The sequence below is a fragment of the Reinekea blandensis MED297 genome (genome assembly GCF_000153185.1).
Lineage (GTDB): Bacteria > Pseudomonadota > Gammaproteobacteria > Pseudomonadales > Natronospirillaceae > Reinekea > Reinekea blandensis.
Genome location: NZ_CH724149.1, coordinates 1,089,440 through 1,112,927, shown reverse-complemented (window position 1 = coordinate 1,112,927; position 23,488 = coordinate 1,089,440). Strand labels below are relative to the sequence as shown.

The window sequence follows — 23,488 nt, the reverse complement described above, 5'->3', positions numbered from 1 at the left end:
CTTTTTACCGATTTCAGCGCCTCAGACAGACTCTGTGCACTCGATTTGACCGTTCCACTCTACCGCACCGACTTTAAATTCTGCAAACACTGGTTGATGCACCTGCAGAGCCAACCGTTCTGCCGAAAACTTAGAAATGATCGCCTCCAGGGTTTGAGAACCGATGCTTAGAGACAACAACACGCGTCCCTCCCAGTCTGATATCTGCTGAACGTTCACAGGAAGACGGTTCACCATCGACGTCTGGTGTTCAGCCCCAATGGCAATACTGACATCACCGGCGGCGATAGAAACACGCGCAGAGCCCTCACGCCAACGCTCAGGAACAGCAACATAAAGCGGAACACCACCACAGTCGGTTCGTAAAAAACCATGCTCAGTGTGTTCAGCCTCGACTTTCAACGTGGTTTTTCTCGGTTCTCCGGCGCGCCGGTTCAGTGCTGTAAACAAGTTCGGCTCATGCTGCCCGCTGAGATGATTGACGACATACGCCTCATTGCACAAAATCCGTTGCGGCCGATCCTGGTGACTGGCCAGAATCAAACCGGCACCGGTCAGGCGGCAAAAGTCTTCGACGACATCACAGGCACGCAACAATCGGGCACCATCGAGCGCGGAAAAGGCCTCATCGAGCAGTAACCAGGGCTTCCCGGTCATCAATCCCCGCAACAATGCAACCCGCTGCTGCTGACCTCCGGAAAGTTCAGTACAGGGGCGCGACCACAACTCTGTCAGCTCAAGCATGTCGGCCCATCGACGAATGGGAAGTTGTTCCTGGCGGGCAAACCGCTGAGCAAAAGCCATCGTCTGCTCAACCCGATGATGGGCAAACATAATCGGCGATTGATGCAGATAGACGACGTCACTTCGCCAGGGCACCGGGTTCTTTCCAGCGCCGGTTTCTATGCGAACCGAACCGCGACGCTCCAGGCCAGACAGATACCGCATTAAGGTGGTTTTACCAGCACCACTGTGCCCGAGTAACGCGACGCGGGCACCCGCTTCAAACTCACCTTCAAAGCGCACCGACGTTAAACCTGATGGTTGGTGATGAATGAAAAACTTCATGTTCCCACCCGCACGGTGGCATGACGATTCCATCGATAGAGCCCGACCAGAACCAGTAATGAGGTCACGACAAGTCCAGCAGAGAGCCGATGCGCCAACGCATAGTTCAGACTCTCTACCTGATCGAACAACAGAATTGACAGCACCTGAGTTTGCCCGGGAATGTTGCCGCCAATCATCAGGACCACGCCGAACTCACCGACCGTGTGCGCAACCCCCAAAACAAAGGCAGCAACAAAACCGGGGATCGCCAAGGGCAACCGAATCGACAGAAACGTCTGCCATCGATTGGCGCCCAGCGTGTAGGCAGTTTCCGACAACCCACGCCCTTGTGCTTCCAGCGTGCGCTGCAACGGCTGCAGAACAAACGGCAGCGAATACACCATCGACCCAAGAACCAGCCCCCAGAAACTAAACGCCAGCGTCTGATCAAACTGCTCGAACCACCAACGACCCACCCCCTGGTTCGGAGACATGAATAACAACAGATAGAACCCGAGCACCGTCGGTGGCAGTACCAGCGGTAACGCCACCAGTGCCTCGACCCAGGGTTTTAACCGGGAACGTGTGGTGGCCAGCCATGCCGCCAGAGGCAAACACAGCAGAATCAATAACACTGATGTGGTCAGAGCAAGTCGAACGGTTAACCAGAGCGCATCAGCGATCATGACGGATCACCAGGAAGCCGATAGCCAAACTGACGGAATACCGCCTGACTGGACTTCTTCTGCAAATATTGAAGAAACTGAGCATTGGCCGAGTGATCAGTAAGAACCAGCAGCTGCTGCTCCAGAGAGATAGCGTCTTGATCGGGCACGTCCTGGACCCAGTTCAAACCGCTGGCCACCGACGCTGCGATCAGCCCGACACGGGCCAGCTTCATCGACAGGTACTGGCGCGCCTGACTGACGTTATTGGCCAGTATCGGCGTGCCCGGAAAACGTTGCGCGTCCAGTACCGCCTGGGCAGCTTCGCCATAAGGCGCCAGGGCTGGGTTGGCAATCACGACACGCCCCTCGTACTGAGACAGATCAGCAACGGTTTGTACCGCCGGATCATCAGACACCAACACCAACTGGCCAATCGCGTAGGTTTGCCGACGCGACTCAACCAGCGACCATTGCTGTTGGAGCAACTCGGGGCGTGCCCGATCCGCGGCAAAAAACAAATCGAACGGGGCGCCGTTGCGGATTTGCTGATACAAAACGCCAGTCGATGCTGAAGACAGGTTCAGCCGGATGCCGCTTTGTGCTTCAAAGTCGGCGGCCAGATGATCCAGCACCGGACGAAAACTGGCGGTCACAGCGACGTTCAACCGTTCCTCCGCACTGGCCCAAACGCAGGCCAGCAATATCAGAATCAGGACTGAACGTCTTACCATCGATTTTCCTGTTCGGTATCTGAAGATCGGGCATCCACCCACCGATCGCCCTCTGGTGTACTTTCCTTCTTCCAGAACGGCGCCCGGGTTTTAAGAAAATCCATAATATACTGCGCGCCATCAAACGCTGCGCCACGATGAGGACTGCTCACGCCGACAAAGACAATCTGATCGGACGGGTTCAGCGCGCCGACCCGGTGAACGATGCGAATACGATTCAAAGGCCAGCGGTGACGGGCTTCGTCAGCAATCGACTGCAGTGTTTTTTCGGTCATGCCTGGATAGTGTTCCAAGAACATTCCGGTCACGGTATCGCCTTCGTTCAAGTCTCGAACCCGACCGACAAAAAACACCACGGCACCGTCATCGGTGTTTTCCCGGCACAAGCCGTCGTATTCCCGCTGCACGGAAAAATCATCTTGCTGTACCCGTATCTCCAGCACCGTTACCCTCCGGTGACCGGAGGGAACCACGCTACCTCATCCCCGGCCTTAAGTGTCTGATCGCCGGATACCATGGTCTGGTTCACGGCGGTGAGCAGCTGCCCGGATAAAGCCCCTTGCCACTGAGGGTACTGGGCAAGCAGATAAGCCTTCAATGCCGACAGGGTGGCCGCGTCTTCCAGCGGAACTTCCAATGAACCGGTACCGGTCTGCTCGCGCAGGCGTGCAAAAAACTTAACCGTGTAGGTACTCACTCACTCGCCTCCCAGTGTCCGCTTTTACCACCGACTTTTTTAATCACCCGGGTGCCTTCAATCCGCATGCCCTGATCGACCGCTTTACACATGTCGAACAACGTCAATGCGGCAACAGATGCCGCCGTCAATGCTTCCATTTCAACACCGGTCTTGCCATCCAGCTTACACACACTTTCAATGCGCACCCGGTTTTCTGACGCTTCCAAAGTGAGTTCGACACCCACCTTGGTCAACATCAACGGATGACACAGCGGAATCAGATCGCTGGTGCGCTTAGCCGCCTGAATACCGGCAATACGAGACACACCAAAGATGTCCCCTTTATGGTGATCGCCTCGCTGAATCAGCGCAATGGCTTCATCATTCATATAGACGAACGCTTCCGCATGGGCTTGTCGGTGCGTCACAGCTTTGTCTGACACATCGACCATGTTGGCTTCGCCGTTCGCTGAAACATGGCTGAACTCACTCATGCGCGTGTCTCACAGGCAGCCGTCTGCGTCTGCTTCAAATGGGTTACAAAGTTGCACGGTTTGTGTCGTGCATCGAGTTGCTGCTGCAGGATACCATCCCAGGCGGTCCGGCATGCCCCGGTCGATCCGGGCATGCAAACGACCAGAGTGCCGTTAGCCAAACCGGCCAGGGCCCGACTCTGAACGGTTGACGTACCGATATCTTCAAAGGACAGCTGCCGAAACAGCTCACCAAAACCATCCACCTGTTTTTCCAACAAGACGGAAACCGCTTCCGGGGTTGAGTCACGACCGGTAAAACCGGTGCCGCCGGTAATCAGGACGACCTGGGTGTCTGCCGAGGCAATCCACTTGGACACCTGATAGCGGATCTGAAACACATCGTCTTTCTCGATCCGTTTTTCCACAATGCGGTGACCCGCCTGCCCGGCCCGTTCAACCAGCAAGGCGCCGGAAGTATCGGTGTCTTCGTCCCGCGTATCGGAAACGGTCAACACCGCAATGTTCAACGCTTCGAAATCCTTAGCCGCATGGCTCATACCGTTTCAGCTCCTGTGATGAACGCCTGCCACTGCGCAGGCGTGTTCAGATTAATGAGTTCAGATGTAAAACCGCCAGCAGGAATGCGTTGTCCCTGCATCGAGCGAATCAGGGCCGACACTGACCGGGGACCATCGTCTGACAGCAGCCACCGGTTAAGCGTCGACAGTAAGTCCGGCTTTGCCGGAAGATAAACCGGTAACGGAGACGCGTCAAAGCAGCAAAGCTGGTGTTGGTGCTGCCCGGCCTGTATCAGTAACTGCATGGCTTCTGGCGATAAGCGTGGCATGTCCACTGGCAAAACCAACCAATCCGGTACGTTCGGATGGGCTTGCAGCGCGGCATGAATTCCCGCCAACGGGCCCTGGAATCCGGTGACCTGATCCGGAATACGGGAGTACACCGGGAAACCCGCAGCGGACAATCGCTGTTCCTGCCAGCTCAGCAAATCCTCGCCATCCGGCATCGCCAGATGGGCTTTGTTTTGCCCCATTCGACGGGAGGCTCCTCCACTGAGTAGCAATACGGCAGTCACATCACCCCCCAATCTGGCTCAGATTAGCCATCGCTCCGCTGTTGTGAGACTGAAGAGCATGAGTGGCCTTCTTGCCCTGAACATACTCGGACACAGCCTGCACCAGTTCCGATGTTGGAACACCCGTTTGCAGGTACGGCCGGATATCGATGCCCTGCTCGGCAAACAAACACAGATGCAACTTACCCAGGCTGGAAATCCGCAATCGATTGCACGTTGCGCAAAAGTCCTGACTGTAGGGCATGATCAAACCAATACGCCCGGCATAGTCAGGATGCCAGAACTCCTGAGCCGGACCGGCAGCGACATCTCTGAGTACGGGCTGCCACCCCTGGGATAACAAGGATTGGCGGATATCGTCTCCGCGGACATGATACTGCCGGAAGAACACCGCCTGATCAGAGGTTTCCATCACTTCGATAAAGCGCAGGGTCACCGGTGTCTGTTTCAACCAGGTAAGCACGGCCGCCAAATCATCATTCACGCCTTTCATTAAAACGGCGTTCACTTTGACCGTCAGACCCAGCTCGCGAGCTTTGGCCAGGCCCTCTAAAACCTCGGCCAGTCGGTCGTGACCTGTGATCTCATGAAACGTTGACGAGTCCAGTGAATCGATAGACACATTGAGATGATTCAAACCGGCATCGGCCCAGTGCTGAATACGCTGTGGCAACTTGTAGCCATTGGTGGTCACAGCGATGTTGTTGATGCCGTCTATGCGATTCAATCGGTAAATGATTTCGGGCAGGTCCGAACGTAAACCGGGTTCACCGCCGGTCAGGCGAATTTTTTGCGTGCCCATTTGCGCAAAACCGCGCACAGCAGCTTCCAGCTCGGACGCCGAAAGAAAGGCTTCATCGGGTTTCCCCTGATAGCCATCGGGAAGACAGTAGCTACAACGAAAATTGCAGACATCTGTCACCGACAGACGCAGGTAATAGAACCGGCGTCCAAAAGAATCCTGTAACATTATTCACCTTTCCAAACACGGGAGGCAACGCCGTTTCCAATCGCTACCCTGTCGCTACTGCGAGGTGACAAGGGCTTATGGAGACCACTTAGCGCCCTGTCACTCGGTGTATTGCTTAATGTTGTTAGTGTAATTGTCTCTGGTCTGTTCAGAATACCCCATTCGGGGTAGTCCAGATGCTGTGCATCAAGCGACCCTACCGGTCAGTGTACCGGTAACCATTGGTCTGAAGCCAGTTCTACTATACCAAGGAACTCACACGTATCGCAGATGCTCCAGGCTTGGCTCTTCCGCACTGGTCGCTTCTGGTGGCATTCGATAGCGTTTTACACACTCATCACCGTCATAGGATTCGAGCCGGACATCGAACCCCCACAAGCGATGAACATGCCGCAACACCTCTTCACATTCATTGTTCAGCGGTATGTTGTTATGCCGCGTATGCTTCAACGTCAACGACCGATCACCGCGCAGATTCACATCCACAATCTGAATATTGGGTTCACGGGTACTCAGGTTGTACTGATCGGCCAGCGCACTGCGTACCTGCCGATACCCCGGATCATCGTGAATGGCCCTAATTTCGTACTCCGGACTGTCTTGGTCATCGTAAACACAGAAAAGTTTCATATCGCGCATCACTTTCGGCGATAAATACTGCTGGATGAAGGACTCGTCTTTAAAGTTTTCCATAGCAAAGTGTAACGTATCCAGCCAGTCACGGCCGACGATCTCCGGAAACCACTCTCGATCTTCATCGGTGGGGTGTTCACACATCCGTCTGAGGTCAGAATAGATATTAAACCCGAGGGTGTAGGGATTAATCCCTGAGTAATATTTTGAATCGTAGGGTGGCTGATAAATCACCGATGAATGACTGCTGAGAAATTCAAACATAAACGCTTCATTCACATAGCCACGATCATACATGGTGTTCATCAGCGTATAGTGCCAAAAGCTCGCCCACCCTTCGTTCATAACCTGAGTTTGTCGCTGAGGGTAAAAATATTGAGCAATCTTACGCACAATGCGCACTAACTCACGTTGCCAAGGCTCCAGCAGGGGCGCATTCTTTTCGATGAAGTAAAGCAGATTCTCCTGGGGTTCTTCCGGAAAGCGAGCACGCTTTACCTGATCAGCTTCTTCTCGCGCGGTAGGAATCGTTCGCCAGAGCAGGTTCACCTGTTGCTGAAGGTACTGTTCACGCTCTTCCTGACGAGCACGCTCTTCCGCGGCCGAAATGGGCGCCGGGCGCTTGTACCGATCGACACCATAATTTTGCAGTGCATGACAGGAATCGAGAATTTTTTCTACGGCTTCCACTCCATATCGATTTTCACATTGCGCGACATAGTCTTTCGCAAACACCAGATAATCGATGATGGCCGTCGCATCGGTCCAGGTTTTAAACAGATAGTTGTTTTTAAAAAAAGAATTGTGCCCATAACAGGCATGGGCAATCACCAGAGCCTGCATCGCCATGGTGTTCTCTTCCATTAAATAAGCAATGCATGGGCTGGAGTTAATCACAATCTCATAAGCCAGCCCCATAAAACCACGTTCGTAATTGTTCTGCGTCTGCAGGAACTGTTTACCAAACGACCAATGATGATACCCTACCGGCATACCGACCGACGAGTAAGCGTCCATCATCTGTTCCGAGGAAATGATCTCAATCTGGTTAGGATAGGTATCCAATCGATATTCACGGGCAATGGCACCGATAATGCGATCAAATTCCTGAATACGCTCAAAGGTCCATTCACTGGACGTGGTAATCGGTTCATGACGCGGATCTTTAGGTGATGTTAACTCTATGCTCATGTCACCTTCCTTTGAAACAACTGTCGGAAGACCGGATAGATATCCCCCTGATCCACAATCTGTTCCATAGCAAACTGATTAGGAAAGGAGGCCTGGACGTTCTCATAGGCATGCCACAACGCCTGATGATCACGTGGTGTAATCTCTATGTAGGAGAAATACTGAACACTTGGCAGAATGCTCTGTTCCAGCAGTTTCTGGCAGATCGGTGAATCGTCGTTCCAGTTATCGCCATCCGATGCTTGTGCGGCATAGATGTTCCAGGCACTGGTCGGATATCGTTCACGGACAATGTCATCCATCATGCGCAAAGCCGAAGACACAATGGTGCCACCGGTCTCCCGACTGTAAAAGAACTCTTCTTCGTCGACCTCTTTAGCGCTGGTGTGGTGCCGGATAAAGACCACATCAATTTTCTCGTAGTTCCGACGCAGAAACATATACAGCAACAGGAAAAATCGTTTGGCAATGTCTTTAGTTGCCTGCGTCATCGACCCCGAGACATCCATCAGACAAAACATAACCGCCGCATTGCTTGGCATCGGTTCCTTGGCGCTGAGATTATACCGAAGGTCGAAGTCATCAATGAATGGTAACCGCCCGATCTTCGTTTCAAGCTTGAGCTTCTCTTCGAGCAGCTCATCAATCAGAGCCGTACTTCTCAGTGCCGAGTCTTTCTCCTCTTCCTCCGCCAGCAGTCGTATGACTTCTTTCAACCGTCGACGTGATTTACCGCTGAGTGCAATTCGTCGGGCATGTGCATTTTTCAGAGATCGAACAACGTTGATTTTTGCCGGCACACCGGTATTGGTATAACCAGCATGACGGTAAACAAAATCATCCATTGATTTGAGGTCTTTGCGAACCAGGTTTGGTAACTCTAAGTCTTCAAAAAGAAACTCAAGAAACTCATCCTGAGTAATAGAAAAGGTAAAATCATCCATCCCCTCCCCGCTGTCTGAGGCTTGCCCATCACCGCCGCCTTGTCCGCTGCCGCCCTGAGGCTTGGCGATCCGGTCGCCACTGACAAACTCTTTGTTACCCGGGTTAACAATGGTACGACGACCACCCTGACCATGCCCGAAGGATGGTTCCCGAATGTCTTCCGACGGAATAGAAATCGATTCGCCATGCTCCATATCGGTAATCGATCGCTTATTAACAGCATCGTTGACCGCTCGTTTAATATGCTTTTTATAACGTTCGAGAAACCGCCGACGGTTAACGGCACTTTTATTTTTGCCGTTAAGCCGACGGTCAATGACATAAGAGTTCATCATTATTCGTCACCTTCTATGACGATTTGCGAACGCGAAGATACCACTCACTCAAGAGGCGCACCTGCTTCTCGGTGTAGCCTCGATCAACCATCCGACGGACAAAGTCCTCATGCTTTTTCTCATCCGAGGCAGATGACTTCGCGGCATAAGAAATGACCGGAAGCAGATCTTCGGTATTGGAGAACATTTTCTTTTCGATAACCGCGCGTAGCTTTTCGTAACTCTGCCAGTTCGGGTTACGCCCTTCGTTGTTCGCCCGGGCACGCAATACAAAGTTCACAATTTCGTTGCGGAAGTCTTTCGGATTGGAAATCCCAGCAGGTTTCTCGATTTTCTCCAACTCATCATTCAGTGCTGAACGATTCAGAATCTCACCGGTTTCGGGATCACGATATTCCTGATCCTGAATCCAAAAATCAGCATAGGTCACATAACGGTCAAAGATGTTTTGCCCATATTCCGAATAAGATTCCAGATAAGCCGTTTGTATTTCCTTGCCGATAAACTCGACATAGCGTGGCGCCAGATACTCTTTAAGGTGGGCCAGATAACGATCATGCGTTTCCTGCGGAAACTGCTGCTGTTCGATCTGTTCCTCTAAGACATACAACAGGTGCACAGGGTTGGCCGCGACCTCAGTGGCATCGAAGTTAAAAACCTTAGAAAGAATTTTAAACGCAAATCGTGTCGACAGGCCGTCCATCCCTTCGTTAACCCCAGCCGCATCTCGGTATTCCTGCATGGTCTTGGCTTTAGGGTCGGTGTCTTTGAGATTTTCGCCATCATAGATGCGCATTTTAGAATACAGGTTGGAGTTTTCCGGCATGTTCAGTCGGGACAGGACGCTGAACTGTGCCAACATGCGCAGTGTATCCGGCGCACAAGGGGATTGTCTGAGCGAGCTGTTTTCCAGTAACTTCTTATAAATATTCACTTCCTCGGTGACTCGCAGACAATACGGCACCTTAACGATGTATACCCGATCGAGAAATGCTTCGTTGTTCCGATTATTTCGGAACTGCTGCCACTCCGATTCATTTGAGTGCGCAAGCACTGTCCCGTTGAATGGGATCGCACTCATGCCTTCGGTTGCATTGTAGTTGCCTTCCTGCGTTGCGGTCAGCAGAGGATGCAGTACCTTGATCGGCGCCTTAAACATCTCGACAAATTCCATTAAACCCTGGTTAGCTTTACACAAGGCGCCTGAAAATGAGTAGGCATCCGGATCGTGTTGAGGGAAGTCTTCTAGCTGCCGGATATCAACCTTACCCACCAACGCTGATATGTCCTGATTGTTTTCATCGCCGGGCTCGGTTTTGGCAATGGCAATCTGATCGATGACGGATGGATACAGTTTAACGACCCGAAACTGGCTGATGTCTCCGCCGTAATCATGCAAGCGCTTTACGGCCCAGGGAGACATGATCGATCCTAAGTAACGAGGTGGTATGCCAAATTTTTCTTCGAGAAGCTGTGCATCTTCACCCGGGTCAAACAGCCCCAAGGGTGATTCAAACACCGGAGAGCCTTTGATGGCATAAAACGGAACCCGTTCCATCAGCTGCTTTAAACGCTCAGCGAGAGACGACTTACCGCCGCCAACCGGGCCTAATAAATAAAGAATCTGTTTCTTTTCTTCCAGCCCCTGAGCCGCATGTCGGAAGTAAGACACTATTTGCTCAATGGGTTCTTCCATGCCGTAAAACTCGGCAAACGCTGGGTATCGACGAATAACTTTGTTGGAAAATATCCGACTTAGGCGGGAATCTTTTGACGTATCAATGACTTCTGGCTCGCCGATCGCGGCCAACATTCGTTCCGGCGCGGTCGCATAAACCATCGGATCAGCTTTACACAGTTCTAGGTATTCTTCGAGTGAAAACTCTTCCTGCTGTTTGGTTTCATAGCGCGCCTGATAATGCTTAAACAGATCCATATGATCCTCCTAAACATGTGCAAGTGACACGGAACTGACGACAACTATTGGATGAGCATGCTTTGTGCCACTTTAAAAAAAACGATCCCAATCAGAGTGATAGCAAAAAGAAACGCACTTCTGTGATGTGTCATGCAGACGCGTCAGTTCGTCTTGAAATGGCGACATCACTCAAACAACAGACCGCTATTATTCGGGGCTGAAACAGCTGATTAAACCGTCTTTCAACCCCGCGATTTTTTGAATCCGCCATAGGGTTATACCCTGCCCGGTCCGTCTTACGCTCCCTGACGATATACGTGCAGCTTAGTTCACTGGTTGGTTCTTTGCCGCAGTATTTACATTAAATGTTTGAGCGCGTCAGCTTATGTTCAGGTTAAGAATCCCGATTTTAAAACAACGATGGCTGCGAAGTTTCACCGGTCCGCCAATCAATGGCGCTTTGGCCTTGATCGGTCAAAAACCGGTTGGCAAGAGAGAAATGAGCACAACCGAAAAATCCCCGATGTGCTGAAAGCGGTGACGGGTGTGGTGCGGTTAAGATGCAATGGCGGCGTTCATTAAGGCGAGTTGCCTTTTTCTGCGCGTGAGCCCCCCAGAGCATAAAAACAATAGGCTGGGCTTGTTCATTCAATGTTTCGAGTACCGCGTCCGTAATGCGCTCCCACCCCTGTCCGGCGTGACTGTTTGGCTGTCCGGCTTCCACGGTTAACACAGTGTTTAACAGCAAGACCCCCTGTTTGGCCCAAACTGTCAAATCACCGCAGTGGTTATCAATCTGCAGATCCGTTGACAGTTCACGGAAGATATTGCGCAGACTGGGAGGTATGGTTTGGTCTGCCGGTACAGAAAAGCTCAGTCCCTGTGCCTGGCCGGGGCCGTGGTAAGGGTCTTGACCAAGTATGACGACCTTCACCTGATCCGGACTGACTCGGTTCAGCGCCTCAAACCATAAGGGTTCCGGCGGATAGATGGTTTTCTGCTGATTGATCTGCTGTTGCAGAAACTGTGACAGTTCCTGCAACACGGCAGGCTCGACACGCGTCCGCAGTTCAGTTTGCCAATGTTGAGAGGTCAAGGTATTAAAAATCACGTAAAGTCGGCTCCTGAGAAACGGGTTTGACGATTCTATCAATAATCTGACCGGCCAACGGTGCGAGAATTGCTTTACTGGGTCTGTTGTTGCAAACAATTCGCAAAGACTGACTTGTCGACAGACCGTGCTTTACACTGACAAAGTCAGCAAAGGAGAGAGTATACCAATGAAAAAACCGTTAACTGTAATTGGCGCTGGGCTGCTCAGCGTTGCCGTGCTTGCACATGCCGACGCGACCGGGGTCGTCAAAGAGCGTATGGATGCTATGAGCGCCATCGGGGATGCCAACAAACCGCTGGTCGCCATTTCTCGCGGTCGTGCGGATTTTGACCTGACAACCGTCATGAACAGCGCCAATACCATCGCCGAACACTCTGGCAGCAGTCTTCTGGAGATGTTTCCGGAAGGCAGCACCAGCGATGCCAGTGATGCAAAAGAAGCGATCTGGTCCGACTGGGAAACGTTCAGCGAATACGCCATGTCTATGGAAACCGCCGCAATGGACTTGGCTGAAATCGATAATGAAGAGGCGTTTGCCAGCGCGTATCGGGAAGTATCCAGTAACTGCAGCGGTTGTCACCGGAAGTTCCGCGCTCGCTGATTAAGCGCTTCCAGCGACAAAAAGCACGTGATAACCAATTGCAAACACGCCTATGTCAGCGCCGATATGGCTGATATAGGCGCTCCATAGATTCTCGGTCTTTCGATACATCCAAGACCAGATCATTGCTCCCAGAAAAATACCAAGACTGGCCAAAACATTGAACCCCCAGGGAATGTACGCCGCTAATACCACCGTATGATGCAAGGTAAACACTGCGGCCGATCCCGCCGCCGCGGCAATCGCTGGCATCAATGCATTGAGTTGCACCTGCATAAACCAGCGGAACACATATTCTTCCACCAGACTGTTCACCAAGGTGAGGTACACCACCAAACCCAGATAGGTCCAAACTGAATCCAGCGAAAAACTCGCCATCAACCCCGCCAATGCGGTGAAGTCGATGACCGGCCTGGCCAGCAGCCAATACGCACCAAAAATGCCCACCGCCATCAGAAAACCGGAGCCTGCGCCCCAGGTCAGCGCTCGCCGGGATGGGGCCGGAACGGCAATTGGCTGCTTCTGAACCCATCGCCACCAGAGCACCGGCACAAATAATAGCCAGACTTTAGCCGCTACCCATAACACCGCGCCATACGAATCGGAGGATTCAAATGCTGCGAACCAAACCCCGAGAGTTGGTACGGGCGCGATCAACAGAAAACCAAGTAGGGCCAGAGTTTTTTTGAAAGCCGGGGAACCCCGGCTTGAGTTGAGAGTCATGCGTGTCTCGTCAGTCTTTGCATTCACGCAGTATGTTGTGCTGATCTTACGGTGAAAAGCGCCACAGAAAACGTAGCACGATGAAAGACTCAGAGTATCAAAAAACAATACCAGGGATTAGTTTAATCCCCTTCATACTCACATAACGCGAAAACGGAGTGCCCGAGCTCTCGCATACGACGACTGCCGCCCAAATCCGGAAGATCGATGATCGCGGCACAGTCGACAATCTGAGCACCAGAGCGGGTGACCAGCTTACAGGCGGCCTCCAAGGTACCGCCCGTTGCGATTAAATCGTCAATGACCAGCACTTTCTGGCCAGGCGCCAGTGCATCTGCATGGATCTGCACTTCGGCACTGCCGTACTCCAATTCATAAGATTCTTCATAGGTATCAAAAGGTAACTTGCCTTTCTTGCGCACCGGGATAAAAGCTTTGTTCAGCTCATAAGCGATGGGCGCGCCCAAAATGAATCCTCGCGCATCAATACCCACGACCGCATCAAACTCGACATCGAAATACTGATGGACAAACGCATCAATCAACTGTCGGAAGACCTTAGGGTCGGAAAGTAAGGTAGTAATATCGCGGAATTGAACACCGGCTTTTGGCCAGTCCGGTACGGTACGGATAAAGGGTTTTGGATCAAACATAGAGGTCCTGATAGAGAGCAAAGCCGGATGATTCCGGCCTGCTCTGTCTGTGGCTTAAAAATCAGAGCCAAATATACTTCAACAGCGCCAGCGCTGCGATAACATATACGCTGATATTGACGTCACGACCTTTACCAGAGACCAGTTTTACGGCCGCGTAGGTTAAAAAGCCAATCGCAATGCCTTCAGCGATCGAGTAAGTCAGCGGCATCATAACCGCCGTAATGACAACCGGAGCAGATTCCGTCAAATCATCCCAGGCAACATTCGTGATGGTAGAAACCATCAAGACCGCTACGAAAATCAGCGCTGCAGACGTAGCAAAGACCGGAATCATCTGTGCCAGCGGCGAGAAGAACAAGGCCAGCAGGAACAGAGCCGAGGCGGTCAGCGCCGTCAGACCCGTGCGGCCACCAACAGCAATACCCGCGCCGCTTTCGATGTACGACGTTGTCGTCGAAGTACCCAACAGTGAACCCGCAACAGAGGCGGTGCTGTCGGCCATCAGCGCTCGACCCAGGCGTGGCAGTTTGCCATCCTTATCAACCAGATTGCCTTTTTGTGCCACTGCAACCAGGGTTCCGGACGTATCAAACAGGTCTACAAACAGGAACGCAAAAATCACCGCATACAAGCCGGCTTCCAGCGCACCCATGATGTCGAGTTGAAAGAAGGTGGCGCTCAACCCTGTTGGCATTTTGGCAACACCGTTGAACTGAACCAGACCAAACAAAGCACCAATGATGGTAACGACCGCCATACCGATGACAACAGAACCGATCACGCCGCGCTGATGCAAGGCAGTAATCAGAACAAAGCCGACAAAAGTCAGAATCACCGGCAATGAGGTCACATCACCCAGAGCAACCAGTGTGGCCGGATCATCGACAACAATACCCGCATTCTGCAGACCAATGATCGCGAGGAACAGACCAATACCGACAGAGATACCGGTTTTCAGAGACGCCGGAATCGCGTTGATGATCCACTCGCGGATCTTGAACGCGCTCATCAGGAAAAAGACGATACCAGACCAGAACACACAGCCCAGAGCCACTTGCCAGCTCTGCCCCATTCCGAGCACAACACCAAAGGTGAAAAAGGCGTTTAAGCCCATTCCTGGTGCAAGAGCAACCGGATAGTTCGCCCAAAGCCCCATAATGGCCGTACCCAATGCCGCCGCGATACAGGTTGCAACGAACACCGCGTCGAACGGCATGCCGGCTTCAGACAAGATACCGGGGTTTACAGCAATGATGTATGCCATCGTTAAGAAGGTCGACAGACCCGCAAGCAACTCAGTGCGGACGGTGGTTCCGTGCTCCTTCAGTTTAAAAAGTTTTTCTAGCATAGTGACAACCTTGAATAAACCCGACATGAACTCCCTGTCAGCACGGGTGATTATAATTTCAGCAGTTCCCGCCGCTGTTATATTAAGATCTAACCGTTAAGTCAGCTTTTCGCATCCCATAAATGCAAAAAACCGACCAAGTGGCCGGTTTTCGCAGAATTTTACCATAGTATGACAGCAGGAACAGAGGGGCGGATCAATTCTCTGGTGCTAACTGCAACGATGTCAGAGTGTGAGTACGCACTTTCGCTAACAGATCGGCATCATTGATCAGGTCGCCACCGTAGGAGGGAATCATTTCTTTCATTTTCTTCTGCCATGCCTCAGTGGCCAGGCGTTCCTTAAAGCATTGCTCAAGAATACCCACCATGGTGTTCACGGAGGTTGAGGCACCGGGAGATGCTCCCAACAATGCGGCCAGAGAGCCATCTTTAGAGGTGATGACTTCGGTACCGAACTCCAGCTTTCCGCCCAGTTTCGGATCTTTCTTGATAATCTGCACTCGCTGACCGGCAATAGCCAATTGCCAATCTTCAATACGGGCATCCGGGAAAAAGTCCCGTAACGACTCCACTCGATCTTCATGAGATTGCATGACTTCGCTGATCAGATACCGGGTCAAATCCGTATGGCGCAAACCGACCCGCATCATCGGCAGCAGGTTATTCGGTCGTACCGATTTGATCAGATCGAAAAACGACCCCTGTTTAAGGAACTTGGTGGTGAAACCGGCAAAGGGTCCGAACAGCAAGGCTTTCTCGCCATCAATGATCCGGGTGTCGAGGTGTGGAACCGACATGGGCGGTGCACCAATCGGCGCTTTGCCATAAACCTTAGCGCTGTGCTGCTCAACGATGTCCGCTTTTTTACAGACCAACCACTGGCCACTGACCGGAAAGCCACCATAGCCAAGGCCCTCTTCGATACCGCAGGCTTGCAACAATGGCAGTGAGCCGCCACCCGCACCAAGAAACACAAAGTTCGCATTCACATAGGTTGTCTTACCCTGTATCCGATCTTTCACCGCGACCGACCAGCGCTGATCGCCTCGCTTGCGGAAATCACGGACTTCATGACTGACCAACAGATCAAAGTCCGATTGTCTTTCCAGGTTGTAGATCAGGTCCCGGGTAATAGAACCAAAGTCGACATCCGCACCGTGCTTCACGCGGGTACCGGCAACCGGCTGTTTCGGATCCCGACCCTGCATGACCAGCGGCATCCACTGCTCCAATACAGCCGGATCGTCGCTGAACTCCATCGCCTCAAACAGAGGCAATTGGCTCAACGCTTCGTAGCGCTTACGCAGAAACTCGACATTTTTCTCTCCCCAGACAAAACTCTGGTGAGGTGTGCGGTTGATAAAGTGCTTTGGGTCAGGAAAGAAGCCCTGATCAACCAGGTACGACCAGAACTGCAACGACACTTCGAAGGCGGCATTGATCGCAACGGCCTTTTCGGTACTGATCGTTCCGTCCGGATTTTCGGGGGTGTAGTTCAACTCGCAATAGGCCGCGTGACCGGTCCCGGCATTGTTCCAGCCATCAGAACTTTCCAGCGCCACCTTTTCATTTTTTTCGACCAGCATGATCTTCATGCTCGGGTCCAATTGCTTCAGCAGGACGCCCAGCGTGGCGCTCATGACACCACCACCGACTAATAAGACATCAACAGACTTGACGGACATGCGAAAACCCTTTGACTTGTATGAATGGGGTCGATAACCAGAGTGATACGCGCGATGTCAGCGATCTGATCACCGACCGGTTACCCAAAGACAATTATTTCGGGTAGAAATATGCCTGAATCTCATATTCTCGCGGATTATACTGACACAGGCACAAATGTCTTGAACCACCGGATAAATAGCGAGCATCCACAGTATGGATATTGCTTAGAAATCGACCAGGTTTCAGATGAGGCAATACAAAAAACACGAAAAATCAGGTGCTTACCCGGTTCCTGCACCCTACTCGCCTGAAGTCGGTACCGTTTCATCCATTAGTATTAGGGGCTTCACTCGTTCCGAAACCTGATCCATGGCGGCCGGCTGACTTCTCATTTTCCGGTTAAAACCATGGTATACCCCATCGATGCAGAAGCTCAAACAGGGCCAGATCAGCCAACGGGATGGCATTCAACATCACCCAGAATGATAGAAACCTGCTGCGGTATTGATGTAGTGGAGCGTTGAGAAGGTAAAACGGAAATAAGTCTGTTTAGAGTTGTTGATCGACCATGCGTTTCATATCGGACACTAAAGGCTGGGCAAGCATGGTAGGCAGTTCAGACAAAGACCTTAGGCACCCGCAATGACAGCCGGGTCAGCAATTCATAGCCAATGGTGCCGATGTGCTCGGCCACGTCATCAACCGGCAGTTCCGGCCCCCAGAGTTGAGCCATATCACCGACCTTAACCTCCTCGGATAGCAACGATACATCCACGGTAATCAGATCCATTGAGACTCTTCCGGCTATCGGTACCCGCTGTCCACCGAGCCAAACCGGGGTGCCATCCGGCGCGTGACGCGGATAGCCGTCTCCGTAGCCGGCTGCCAATGTCGCAATACGCGCGGGCCGGGATGCCTGCCAGCGATGGCCATAACCGACCGATTCTCCAGCGGCGATGTCGCGCACAGCAATGACCGGCGCCTCAAAAGCCATTACCGGCTGCAAACCATAATCGGCCGCGGAGGCTTCAGTCGTTGGCGTGGCGCCATAAAGCATGATCCCAGGACGCACCCAGTCGCCAACGCAATCGGCATGTCGCAGGATCGTAGCTGAGTTTCCAACGCTGGTCTGCAGAGTTGCCGGACTGGCCGCTTGAAAAACCTCAAACTGCTGACGCGTAGCATTATCACGCTCGGGCACGTCAGCTGAGGCCATGTGTGTCAGAGCTCCGATAACCGACACATTACTTACCTGTGACAGTGCGCTGAACGCTGCCGGCACATTCTCGGGCGTTAAGCCCAGTCGATGCATGCCGCTATCGATCTTCAACCAAACCGACAGCGGTGATGGCAGTGTCTGAGTCCTGATTTGTTCAACCTGAGTACGGCTGTGCACAACACAGTGCAGACCCAGGGCGGCGGCTTCGGCCCAATGATCTGCCTGGGTGACACCGGAAAGCAGTAAAATCGGATGGCTAACACCGCTATCGCGCAGCGCGATGGCTTCATCCAGAGACGATACAGCAAAACCATCAGCTGCACTTAAGGCTTCGGCGGCAACATCCGCTCCATGCCCGTAGGCATTCGCTTTAATAACCGCCCAGATGTTCGCCTGTGGCGCATAATGACGGACCCGACCCAGATTATGCGTCAATGCCGAACGACTGATAAGTGCGCGGGTACCTCGACTCATTCGTTGTCATACGCTCCAACATATTCCGGTGCCAGATCACCAAACTTGGAGTGGTTGCCCTGGAAGGACAGACGTACCGTCCCGATTTCACCGTTACGCTGCTTACCAATGATAATCTCTGCGGTACCCTTGTCCGCCGAGTCTTCGTTATAAACCTCATCACGATAAATAAACATAATCAGGTCGGCGTCCTGCTCAATCGCCCCGGATTCCCGCAAGTCTGATGCGATTGGACGTTTATTGGGACGTTGCTCAAGCGATCGGTTCAACTGAGACAAGGCAATCACCGGCGCATTAAACTCTTTTGCCAGGCCTTTGAGTGATCGGGAAATTTCCGAGATTTCGTTGGTACGCCCTTCACTGAAGCCTTTAATCTGCATCAACTGCAGGTAGTCGACCATGATCATACCGACCTCGCCGTGTTCACGAACCAACCGGCGCAGACGCGATCTCATGTCCGAAGGTGACAAACCTGCGGTATCGTCAATGAACAGCTTTTTGTCTTTCAGCAGGTTGATGGCTTTGACCAGCTTGGGATAGTCGTCGTCATTCAACTTACCGGTAATCACCCGCCCCAGATCAATTCGACCAAGCGACGCAAAGGATCGGTTCAACAGCTGTTCCGCGGGCATCTCAAGACTGAAGACGACTACGGCCTTGTCCTGATTCATGATGGCTTCTTCTACCAGGTTCATGGAAAACGTCGTTTTCCCCATCGCCGGGCGCGCCGCGACAATGATCAGCTCACCACCTTTGAAGCCCTTGGTTTTTTTATCGAGATCCGTGAACCCGGAGGAAATACCGATGATGTCCGAGTCCATCTTTGAAAGTTCTTCAATCCGGGCCAGCGCCTGATCGGCGAGTGGATTGACGTGCACTAACCCACCCTGACTCGGGCGTTCTTCCGCAATTCGGAACACCGCACGTTCGGCTTCATCTAAGATGGTTTCGGCCTTGCGGCTGCCGGGATCGTAAGCATTGGTGGCAATATCGTTAGCCACCGTAATGAGCTGTCGCAACAGGCTGCGCTCATGAACGATTTTAGCGTACGCGACCAGGTTACTGATCGACGGTGTATTTTCCGCCAACTCGGTGATGTAGACCATGCCACCCACCGCTTCGAGCAGCTTTTCTTTTTCCAGCGTTTCACCAAGGGTAATAACATCCATTGGCGAGTTCGCCTCAGCCAGCTTCATCAGCATCCGATAAAGCTGCCGGTGCTCATTGCGATAGAAATCGTCCGGCATGAGGATTTCCGACACGTTATCCCACTGCTGGTTATCCACCATCAGGGCGCCAAGCACCGACTGCTCGGCCTCTAAAGAATGCGGCGGCGATTTGATCTGATGCAGATCATCCGGCGCACTCAACAGGTCATCATCAAACTGCTCGGTCATAAAAACGCTACGGGCCATTAGTCAAAGAGCGGATAAGTTTACAGAGAAACGCCGGGTATTTCACCGGGTCTTAAAGCCTGACGCTCGCTCGTTTACTCCGATTGGCGAAACACAGGCATAAAAAAAGCGTACCGAAGTACGCTTTTCTTCAGACCGACAAGGTGTCAGTCGTGATCGACCTGAGTGATCAGGCTTCTGCAACCACAATAATGTGCACAGAAGACTGAACGTCAGCGTGCAGCTGAACCGTAATGTCGTATTCGCCAACTTCACGAATCGGACCTTCCGGCATTTTCACTTCGGCTTTTTCGATCTCAACGCCAGATGCGGTGACCAGGTCAGCAACATCACGTGGACCAATAGAACCGAAGAGCTTGCCTTCGTCGCCCGCGTTAGCGGTAACAGTCAGTTCCAGTTCCGCCAGCTGATCTGCACGGGATTGAGCAGTAGACAGCTTTTCAGCCTCTGCTTTTTCCAGTTCAGCACGACGATCTTCAAAATATTTAACGTTGTCTGCAGTTGCAGGAACGGCTTTACCTGTTGGAATCAGGAAGTTGCGCGCGTAACCGTTTTTAACGTTTACGGTGTCGCCCAACACACCCATCTTGCCAACTTTTTCAAGCAGGATAACTTCCATCTCGCTTACCTCATTCGTTATCTGATTCTGAGTCCGGGCGGATTCGACTTCGAAGATCGAAGAAACTATCCACCAGCACCAGCACAATCAGCAACGGTACAATGATTTGAAGGAACATGATCAGGGCAATATATAGTGCCACCAACCACTGTCCACCCAATGTTAACTTCGCCACTATTCCGTGAACGGTTGCCATACCGACAACAATCATCGGAATACTAAACAGCATTAAGGCCGCTGGCTGAATGAACATTGCCAGAAGTACGGCAAGGCTCAGCAGAACAACTTCCTGTACAGTGAAACGCAACGCGTGCATTTCTGCCTTAAGTCCTCCCGGGTTATAAAGCCCGGCTTGCCAGTATCGAGCCAGCAGCAATGCGAGAATCGTCTCAAACAGCTGCGAACTCATCGCCAGATACCCAACGACTGACTTAATGGCCGCTAACAGACGCTGCTCAACATCATCAGCAACATTGACCGAAAACAACGGCCACACCGAATCAATCAGCGCGCTGAACTGCGGACCGAACTGCGCTTGAACCACAATGGCAAACACCAGTCCGAGTACCGCCCCGGCCAGCAGGGTTCGACTCCAGCTCTGCGTCGTCCGGAGCACCGCTCCTAACAACGTCGACAGAACCAATACCACAAAGAACAACGGGAGACCCGTGATCTGCCAGGACACCAGTCCGCCTATCAGAGCCAACGCCAGTACGCGTGTCCCCTGAGACAAACCATGCCTGAGCGTGGTTAAGGCCACCAATGCTGCACTGACTACATACAGCATCGGTACTGCAGCAAATAATGCTGCGAGGATACCGGTGTGCAGAGGGCTTCTCATCGCATAACGCGCAAGTCCCAGCACCACTCATCCTCCTCTTACACAGACTTACTTATGTGAATCTGTGTAAGGCAACAAGGCAAGGTAGCGAGCGCGCTTGATGGCAGTCGCCAACTGACGCTGATATTTCGCGCTGGTACCAGTGATACGGCTTGGTACGATCTTGCCAGTTTCAGTGATGTAACCTTTCAACAGGTCAACATCTTTGTAATCAATCTCAGTAATGCCTTCTGCAGTGAAGCGGCAGAACTTACGACGGCGGAAAAAACGTGCCATAGTGTTTGCTCCCCTTATTCTTCAGCAGCTGATGAATCAGCAGCTTCGGTTTCGGCTTCTTCAGTGCGCGGTGCGCGTGCAGCGGCCTGAGCTTCTTCTTTCGCTTTCTTAGCTTCGACAGACTTCATCATCGGAGAAGATTCCGTGACGGCATCTTTACGGCGCATGATCAGGCTACGCAAGATCGCATCGTTAAAGCGGAAAGTGGTCTTCAGATCGTCGATGGTTTCATCAGAAACTTCAACGTTCAGCAGAATGTAGTGTGCTTTGTGAAGATCCTGAATCGGGAAAGCCAACTGGCGGCGACCCCAATCTTCGTTACGGTGAACAGTACCACCTGCGTCGGTTACAACCGTTGTGTAACGCTCGACCATTGCAGGGACCTGTTCAGACTGGTCAGGATGTACCAGCAGAACGATTTCGTAATGGCGCATATATGCTCCTTTCGGGTTAACAACCTCCTGTGCCGAAACCACACAGCAAGGTAAGGAGTGAAGTGACGAACTAAAGACGTCACTCAACGTTTCACTACCCAGTACGGGCAGCGGGCGCGCATTCTAATGAAACACCGACCAATAATCAACCAAAACCGGCGTCATTCGTCGGTTTCAAGCTCACAGGGTGTAAGGGATCGGTGCATCTCTGGGGTCTGCCTCCGAAAGCCCGATCATCAGCACCGGTAACGGACTGTCCAGACACTCAGCAATGATTCTGAGCGCCTCATACTCGCGAAACCCAACTTCGCCATCCGCCTGAATGATGTCTGCGCAGCCCTGTAAGATGACGCCACGCCACATAAAGCTTACGGAATCCAACAGTTCGAGCGCCTGATCGAGCCGATCAAAGCCGATTTCGGTCAACGACGGAACCGACTCTACAGCCAGGTCCAGTTGCCCACAGACACTCCGATAGGAGGCTTCAGCCGCGGAACGATCCCGGCTCAAATTGACAAAAACACCGAACAACACCGCTAAAGCGCCTTTAAACTTGTGCAGATCATTCAGCAGATTCTGCTGACTACGAACGCTTGGTTGCAGCCTCAGGCGAATCAATGAAACGGTGACCCACTCAGAAAAATCCACCCGGCCATCCAGTTCAATCAGTTGCTGCAGTCGGTCCAGCAAAATGACCCGATCGGTTTCAGTCATGCGTTTGAGCGTCGGAATCAGCAGCTCCAGCAACGGCAAATGCAGCTGTTCATCCATCTGCATCACAAATGGCCACATTTTCTTCATGACCTCCAGCACCTCGGCGTCATCACGCTTAATCACATCGAGCAGTGGCTGACGCTGGCCTTCATCGCTGCCCAGCATGACCCGACAATACAGGAATGCCCGGGCACCTACAGACTGATGCACCCAGTTTTTCATCTGGACGGGAATGTGCTGGTAAAGCTTTTGCGCATAGGCCACGTGGTCCGGCGTCACCTGCCCGGCCATAGCGGCCACACCTGAGGCCGCCAGGGCCGATTGAAAAGCGTCCGGAGCCGATTTGGCGATACTCTGCTCAGCCGTTTCGGTCTGCCGCTCTTTGGTTCGCGCCTTCGCGACAAAGTTCGGATTGATGCGACGGATGCGCTCCAGTACTGGCGGATGTGTTGCCAGCCGGTCCGACAAGGCGACCGTTTCGCCAAAACAGAAATGCGACATATCTTCGGCGTGACGGTGCTGTAACTGTGACCCTTCCGCACGTTGTTTAATAGCGTATAAGGCACCCGCCAGTCCATCCGGGTTCCGGGTAAATTGTACGGAGCTGGCATCAGCCAGATACTCTCGCTGACGGGACACAGCCGCTTTAATCATGCGTCCAACCAGCACGCCAATGTAACCCACGCCAGCCAGGA

Annotated in this window: 25 protein-coding genes and 1 riboswitch; of the genes, 1 reads left to right on the top strand and 24 read right to left on the bottom strand. The window is 52.4% G+C overall.

The features are described 5' to 3' along the window. Positions 1–21: 21 nt before the first annotated feature. From MED297_RS05200 to ung, 13 genes are all read right to left on the bottom strand, one after another. Positions 22–1,068 (bottom strand): ATP-binding cassette domain-containing protein, encoded by a 1,047-nt coding sequence (locus tag MED297_RS05200; RefSeq protein ID WP_008042957.1) that lies wholly within the window; start codon positions 1,066–1,068, stop codon positions 22–24. Continuing rightward, entirely contained in the window at positions 1,065–1,736 is a 672-nt protein-coding gene (gene modB / locus MED297_RS05195) for a molybdate ABC transporter permease subunit (protein ID WP_008042955.1), read from the bottom strand. Before modB ends, MED297_RS05200 begins: the two co-directional genes overlap by 4 nt. Then, positions 1,733–2,449, bottom strand: a complete 717-nt coding sequence (gene modA, locus MED297_RS05190; RefSeq protein ID WP_008042954.1) for a molybdate ABC transporter substrate-binding protein — start codon at positions 2,447–2,449, stop codon at positions 1,733–1,735. Before modA ends, modB begins: the two co-directional genes overlap by 4 nt. Then, the gene (gene moaE / locus MED297_RS05185; protein WP_008042953.1) at positions 2,443–2,892 is read right to left on the bottom strand and encodes a molybdopterin synthase catalytic subunit MoaE; all 450 of its coding nucleotides are present in this window, start codon (positions 2,890–2,892) and stop codon (positions 2,443–2,445) included. The genes modA and moaE overlap by 7 nt, the downstream gene beginning before the upstream one ends. Before the next feature lie 2 nt (positions 2,893–2,894). After that, positions 2,895–3,146 carry a molybdopterin converting factor subunit 1 gene (gene moaD / locus MED297_RS05180; protein WP_008042950.1) on the bottom strand — a complete coding sequence of 84 codons (252 nt, stop codon included), beginning with the start codon at positions 3,144–3,146 and terminating at the stop codon, positions 2,895–2,897. Further along, a complete protein-coding gene (gene moaC / locus MED297_RS05175; RefSeq protein WP_008042949.1) occupies positions 3,143–3,622 on the bottom strand; it encodes a cyclic pyranopterin monophosphate synthase MoaC in 480 nt (159 codons plus the stop codon). The genes moaD and moaC overlap by 4 nt, the downstream gene beginning before the upstream one ends. Next, on the bottom strand, positions 3,619–4,161 hold the full coding sequence (moaB, locus tag MED297_RS05170) for a molybdenum cofactor biosynthesis protein B (RefSeq protein WP_008042948.1): 543 nt from the start codon (positions 4,159–4,161) through the stop codon (positions 3,619–3,621). The genes moaC and moaB overlap by 4 nt, the downstream gene beginning before the upstream one ends. Beyond that, a complete protein-coding gene (mobA, locus tag MED297_RS05165) occupies positions 4,158–4,697 on the bottom strand; it encodes a molybdenum cofactor guanylyltransferase (RefSeq protein ID WP_040556457.1) in 540 nt (179 codons plus the stop codon). The genes moaB and mobA overlap by 4 nt, the downstream gene beginning before the upstream one ends. 1 nt (position 4,698) lies before the next feature. Continuing rightward, positions 4,699–5,667, bottom strand: coding sequence for a GTP 3',8-cyclase MoaA (moaA, locus tag MED297_RS05160; RefSeq protein ID WP_008042941.1), 969 nt, complete (start codon positions 5,665–5,667; stop codon positions 4,699–4,701). Continuing rightward, positions 5,656–5,788, bottom strand: a riboswitch (molybdenum cofactor riboswitch). (Overlaps the previous gene by 12 nt.) 134 nt (positions 5,789–5,922) lie before the next feature. Further along, positions 5,923–7,491 (bottom strand): SpoVR family protein, encoded by a 1,569-nt coding sequence (locus MED297_RS05155; protein ID WP_008042939.1) that lies wholly within the window; start codon positions 7,489–7,491, stop codon positions 5,923–5,925. After that, positions 7,488–8,771 (bottom strand): YeaH/YhbH family protein, encoded by a 1,284-nt coding sequence (locus MED297_RS05150; protein WP_008042937.1) that lies wholly within the window; start codon positions 8,769–8,771, stop codon positions 7,488–7,490. Before MED297_RS05150 ends, MED297_RS05155 begins: the two co-directional genes overlap by 4 nt. 13 nt (positions 8,772–8,784) lie before the next feature. Beyond that, the gene (locus MED297_RS05145) at positions 8,785–10,707 is read right to left on the bottom strand and encodes a PrkA family serine protein kinase (protein WP_008042935.1); all 1,923 of its coding nucleotides are present in this window, start codon (positions 10,705–10,707) and stop codon (positions 8,785–8,787) included. 391 nt (positions 10,708–11,098) lie between these two features. Then, positions 11,099–11,800: a uracil-DNA glycosylase gene (gene ung / locus MED297_RS05140; protein ID WP_008042934.1), complete on the bottom strand. Its 702-nt coding sequence runs from the start codon at positions 11,798–11,800 to the stop codon at positions 11,099–11,101. Between the two features lie 169 nt (positions 11,801–11,969). On the opposite strand from ung, the gene MED297_RS05135 reads away from it, so the two are divergent. Continuing rightward, positions 11,970–12,404, top strand: coding sequence for a c-type cytochrome (locus tag MED297_RS05135; RefSeq protein ID WP_008042933.1), 435 nt, complete (start codon positions 11,970–11,972; stop codon positions 12,402–12,404). Here MED297_RS05135 and MED297_RS05130 read toward each other — a convergent pair whose 3' ends face one another. The 11 genes from MED297_RS05130 to MED297_RS05080 form a co-directional block, all read right to left on the bottom strand. Further along, on the bottom strand, positions 12,405–13,127 hold the full coding sequence (locus MED297_RS05130; RefSeq protein WP_008042932.1) for a CPBP family intramembrane glutamic endopeptidase: 723 nt from the start codon (positions 13,125–13,127) through the stop codon (positions 12,405–12,407). A gap of 122 nt (positions 13,128–13,249) precedes the next feature. Then, complete coding sequence (locus MED297_RS05125) at positions 13,250–13,780, bottom strand: adenine phosphoribosyltransferase (protein ID WP_008042930.1); 531 nt, start codon at positions 13,778–13,780, stop codon at positions 13,250–13,252. Between the two features lie 61 nt (positions 13,781–13,841). Beyond that, complete coding sequence (locus MED297_RS05120; RefSeq protein ID WP_040556672.1) at positions 13,842–15,131, bottom strand: NCS2 family permease; 1,290 nt, start codon at positions 15,129–15,131, stop codon at positions 13,842–13,844. 196 nt (positions 15,132–15,327) lie between these two features. Beyond that, the gene (mqo, locus tag MED297_RS05115) at positions 15,328–16,818 is read right to left on the bottom strand and encodes a malate dehydrogenase (quinone) (RefSeq protein ID WP_008042926.1); all 1,491 of its coding nucleotides are present in this window, start codon (positions 16,816–16,818) and stop codon (positions 15,328–15,330) included. Positions 16,819–17,417: 599 nt separating this feature from the next. Beyond that, a complete protein-coding gene (gene alr / locus MED297_RS05110; protein ID WP_008042924.1) occupies positions 17,418–18,494 on the bottom strand; it encodes an alanine racemase in 1,077 nt (358 codons plus the stop codon). Beyond that, the gene (gene dnaB, locus MED297_RS05105) at positions 18,491–19,891 is read right to left on the bottom strand and encodes a replicative DNA helicase (protein WP_050762863.1); all 1,401 of its coding nucleotides are present in this window, start codon (positions 19,889–19,891) and stop codon (positions 18,491–18,493) included. The genes alr and dnaB overlap by 4 nt, the downstream gene beginning before the upstream one ends. 187 nt (positions 19,892–20,078) lie before the next feature. Continuing rightward, positions 20,079–20,528: a 50S ribosomal protein L9 gene (gene rplI / locus MED297_RS05100; protein ID WP_008042921.1), complete on the bottom strand. Its 450-nt coding sequence runs from the start codon at positions 20,526–20,528 to the stop codon at positions 20,079–20,081. Between the two features lie 10 nt (positions 20,529–20,538). After that, positions 20,539–21,396: a DUF2232 domain-containing protein gene (locus tag MED297_RS05095; protein WP_040556456.1), complete on the bottom strand. Its 858-nt coding sequence runs from the start codon at positions 21,394–21,396 to the stop codon at positions 20,539–20,541. A gap of 21 nt (positions 21,397–21,417) precedes the next feature. Further along, positions 21,418–21,645, bottom strand: coding sequence for a 30S ribosomal protein S18 (rpsR, locus tag MED297_RS05090; protein WP_008042915.1), 228 nt, complete (start codon positions 21,643–21,645; stop codon positions 21,418–21,420). A gap of 14 nt (positions 21,646–21,659) precedes the next feature. Then, positions 21,660–22,079 carry a 30S ribosomal protein S6 gene (gene rpsF, locus MED297_RS05085; protein WP_008042913.1) on the bottom strand — a complete coding sequence of 140 codons (420 nt, stop codon included), beginning with the start codon at positions 22,077–22,079 and terminating at the stop codon, positions 21,660–21,662. A 180-nt stretch (positions 22,080–22,259) separates the two neighbouring features. Beyond that, on the bottom strand, positions 22,260–23,488 hold a 1,229-nt coding region (locus MED297_RS05080; protein WP_040556455.1), incomplete at its 5' end, for a M48 family metalloprotease.

Excerpts from the sequence above, each read along its gene's own strand:
- MED297_RS05145 (WP_008042935.1), bottom strand. The coding sequence starts at position 10,707 with ATGGATCTGTTTAAGCATTATCAGGCGCGCTATGAAACCAAACAGCAG.
- rpsR (WP_008042915.1), bottom strand. The coding sequence starts at position 21,645 with ATGGCACGTTTTTTCCGCCGTCGTAAGTTCTGCCGCTTCACTGCAGAA.
- modA (WP_008042954.1), bottom strand. The coding sequence starts at position 2,449 with ATGGTAAGACGTTCAGTCCTGATTCTGATATTGCTGGCCTGCGTTTGG.
- MED297_RS05200 (WP_008042957.1), bottom strand. The coding sequence starts at position 1,068 with ATGAAGTTTTTCATTCATCACCAACCATCAGGTTTAACGTCGGTGCGC.
- moaA (WP_008042941.1), bottom strand. The coding sequence starts at position 5,667 with ATGTTACAGGATTCTTTTGGACGCCGGTTCTATTACCTGCGTCTGTCG.
- MED297_RS05150 (WP_008042937.1), bottom strand. The coding sequence starts at position 8,771 with ATGATGAACTCTTATGTCATTGACCGTCGGCTTAACGGCAAAAATAAA.
- modB (WP_008042955.1), bottom strand. The coding sequence starts at position 1,736 with ATGATCGCTGATGCGCTCTGGTTAACCGTTCGACTTGCTCTGACCACA.
- MED297_RS05155 (WP_008042939.1), bottom strand. The coding sequence starts at position 7,491 with ATGAGCATAGAGTTAACATCACCTAAAGATCCGCGTCATGAACCGATT.
- moaC (WP_008042949.1), bottom strand. The coding sequence starts at position 3,622 with ATGAGTGAGTTCAGCCATGTTTCAGCGAACGGCGAAGCCAACATGGTC.
- rplI (WP_008042921.1), bottom strand. The coding sequence starts at position 20,528 with ATGGAAGTTATCCTGCTTGAAAAAGTTGGCAAGATGGGTGTGTTGGGC.
- MED297_RS05120 (WP_040556672.1), bottom strand. The coding sequence starts at position 15,131 with ATGCTAGAAAAACTTTTTAAACTGAAGGAGCACGGAACCACCGTCCGC.
- moaB (WP_008042948.1), bottom strand. The coding sequence starts at position 4,161 with ATGAGCCATGCGGCTAAGGATTTCGAAGCGTTGAACATTGCGGTGTTG.
- MED297_RS05130 (WP_008042932.1), bottom strand. The coding sequence starts at position 13,127 with ATGACTCTCAACTCAAGCCGGGGTTCCCCGGCTTTCAAAAAAACTCTG.
- rpsF (WP_008042913.1), bottom strand. The coding sequence starts at position 22,079 with ATGCGCCATTACGAAATCGTTCTGCTGGTACATCCTGACCAGTCTGAA.
- MED297_RS05135 (WP_008042933.1), top strand. The coding sequence starts at position 11,970 with ATGAAAAAACCGTTAACTGTAATTGGCGCTGGGCTGCTCAGCGTTGCC.
- alr (WP_008042924.1), bottom strand. The coding sequence starts at position 18,494 with ATGAGTCGAGGTACCCGCGCACTTATCAGTCGTTCGGCATTGACGCAT.
- mqo (WP_008042926.1), bottom strand. The coding sequence starts at position 16,818 with ATGTCCGTCAAGTCTGTTGATGTCTTATTAGTCGGTGGTGGTGTCATG.
- MED297_RS05125 (WP_008042930.1), bottom strand. The coding sequence starts at position 13,780 with ATGTTTGATCCAAAACCCTTTATCCGTACCGTACCGGACTGGCCAAAA.
- dnaB (WP_050762863.1), bottom strand. The coding sequence starts at position 19,891 with ATGACCGAGCAGTTTGATGATGACCTGTTGAGTGCGCCGGATGATCTG.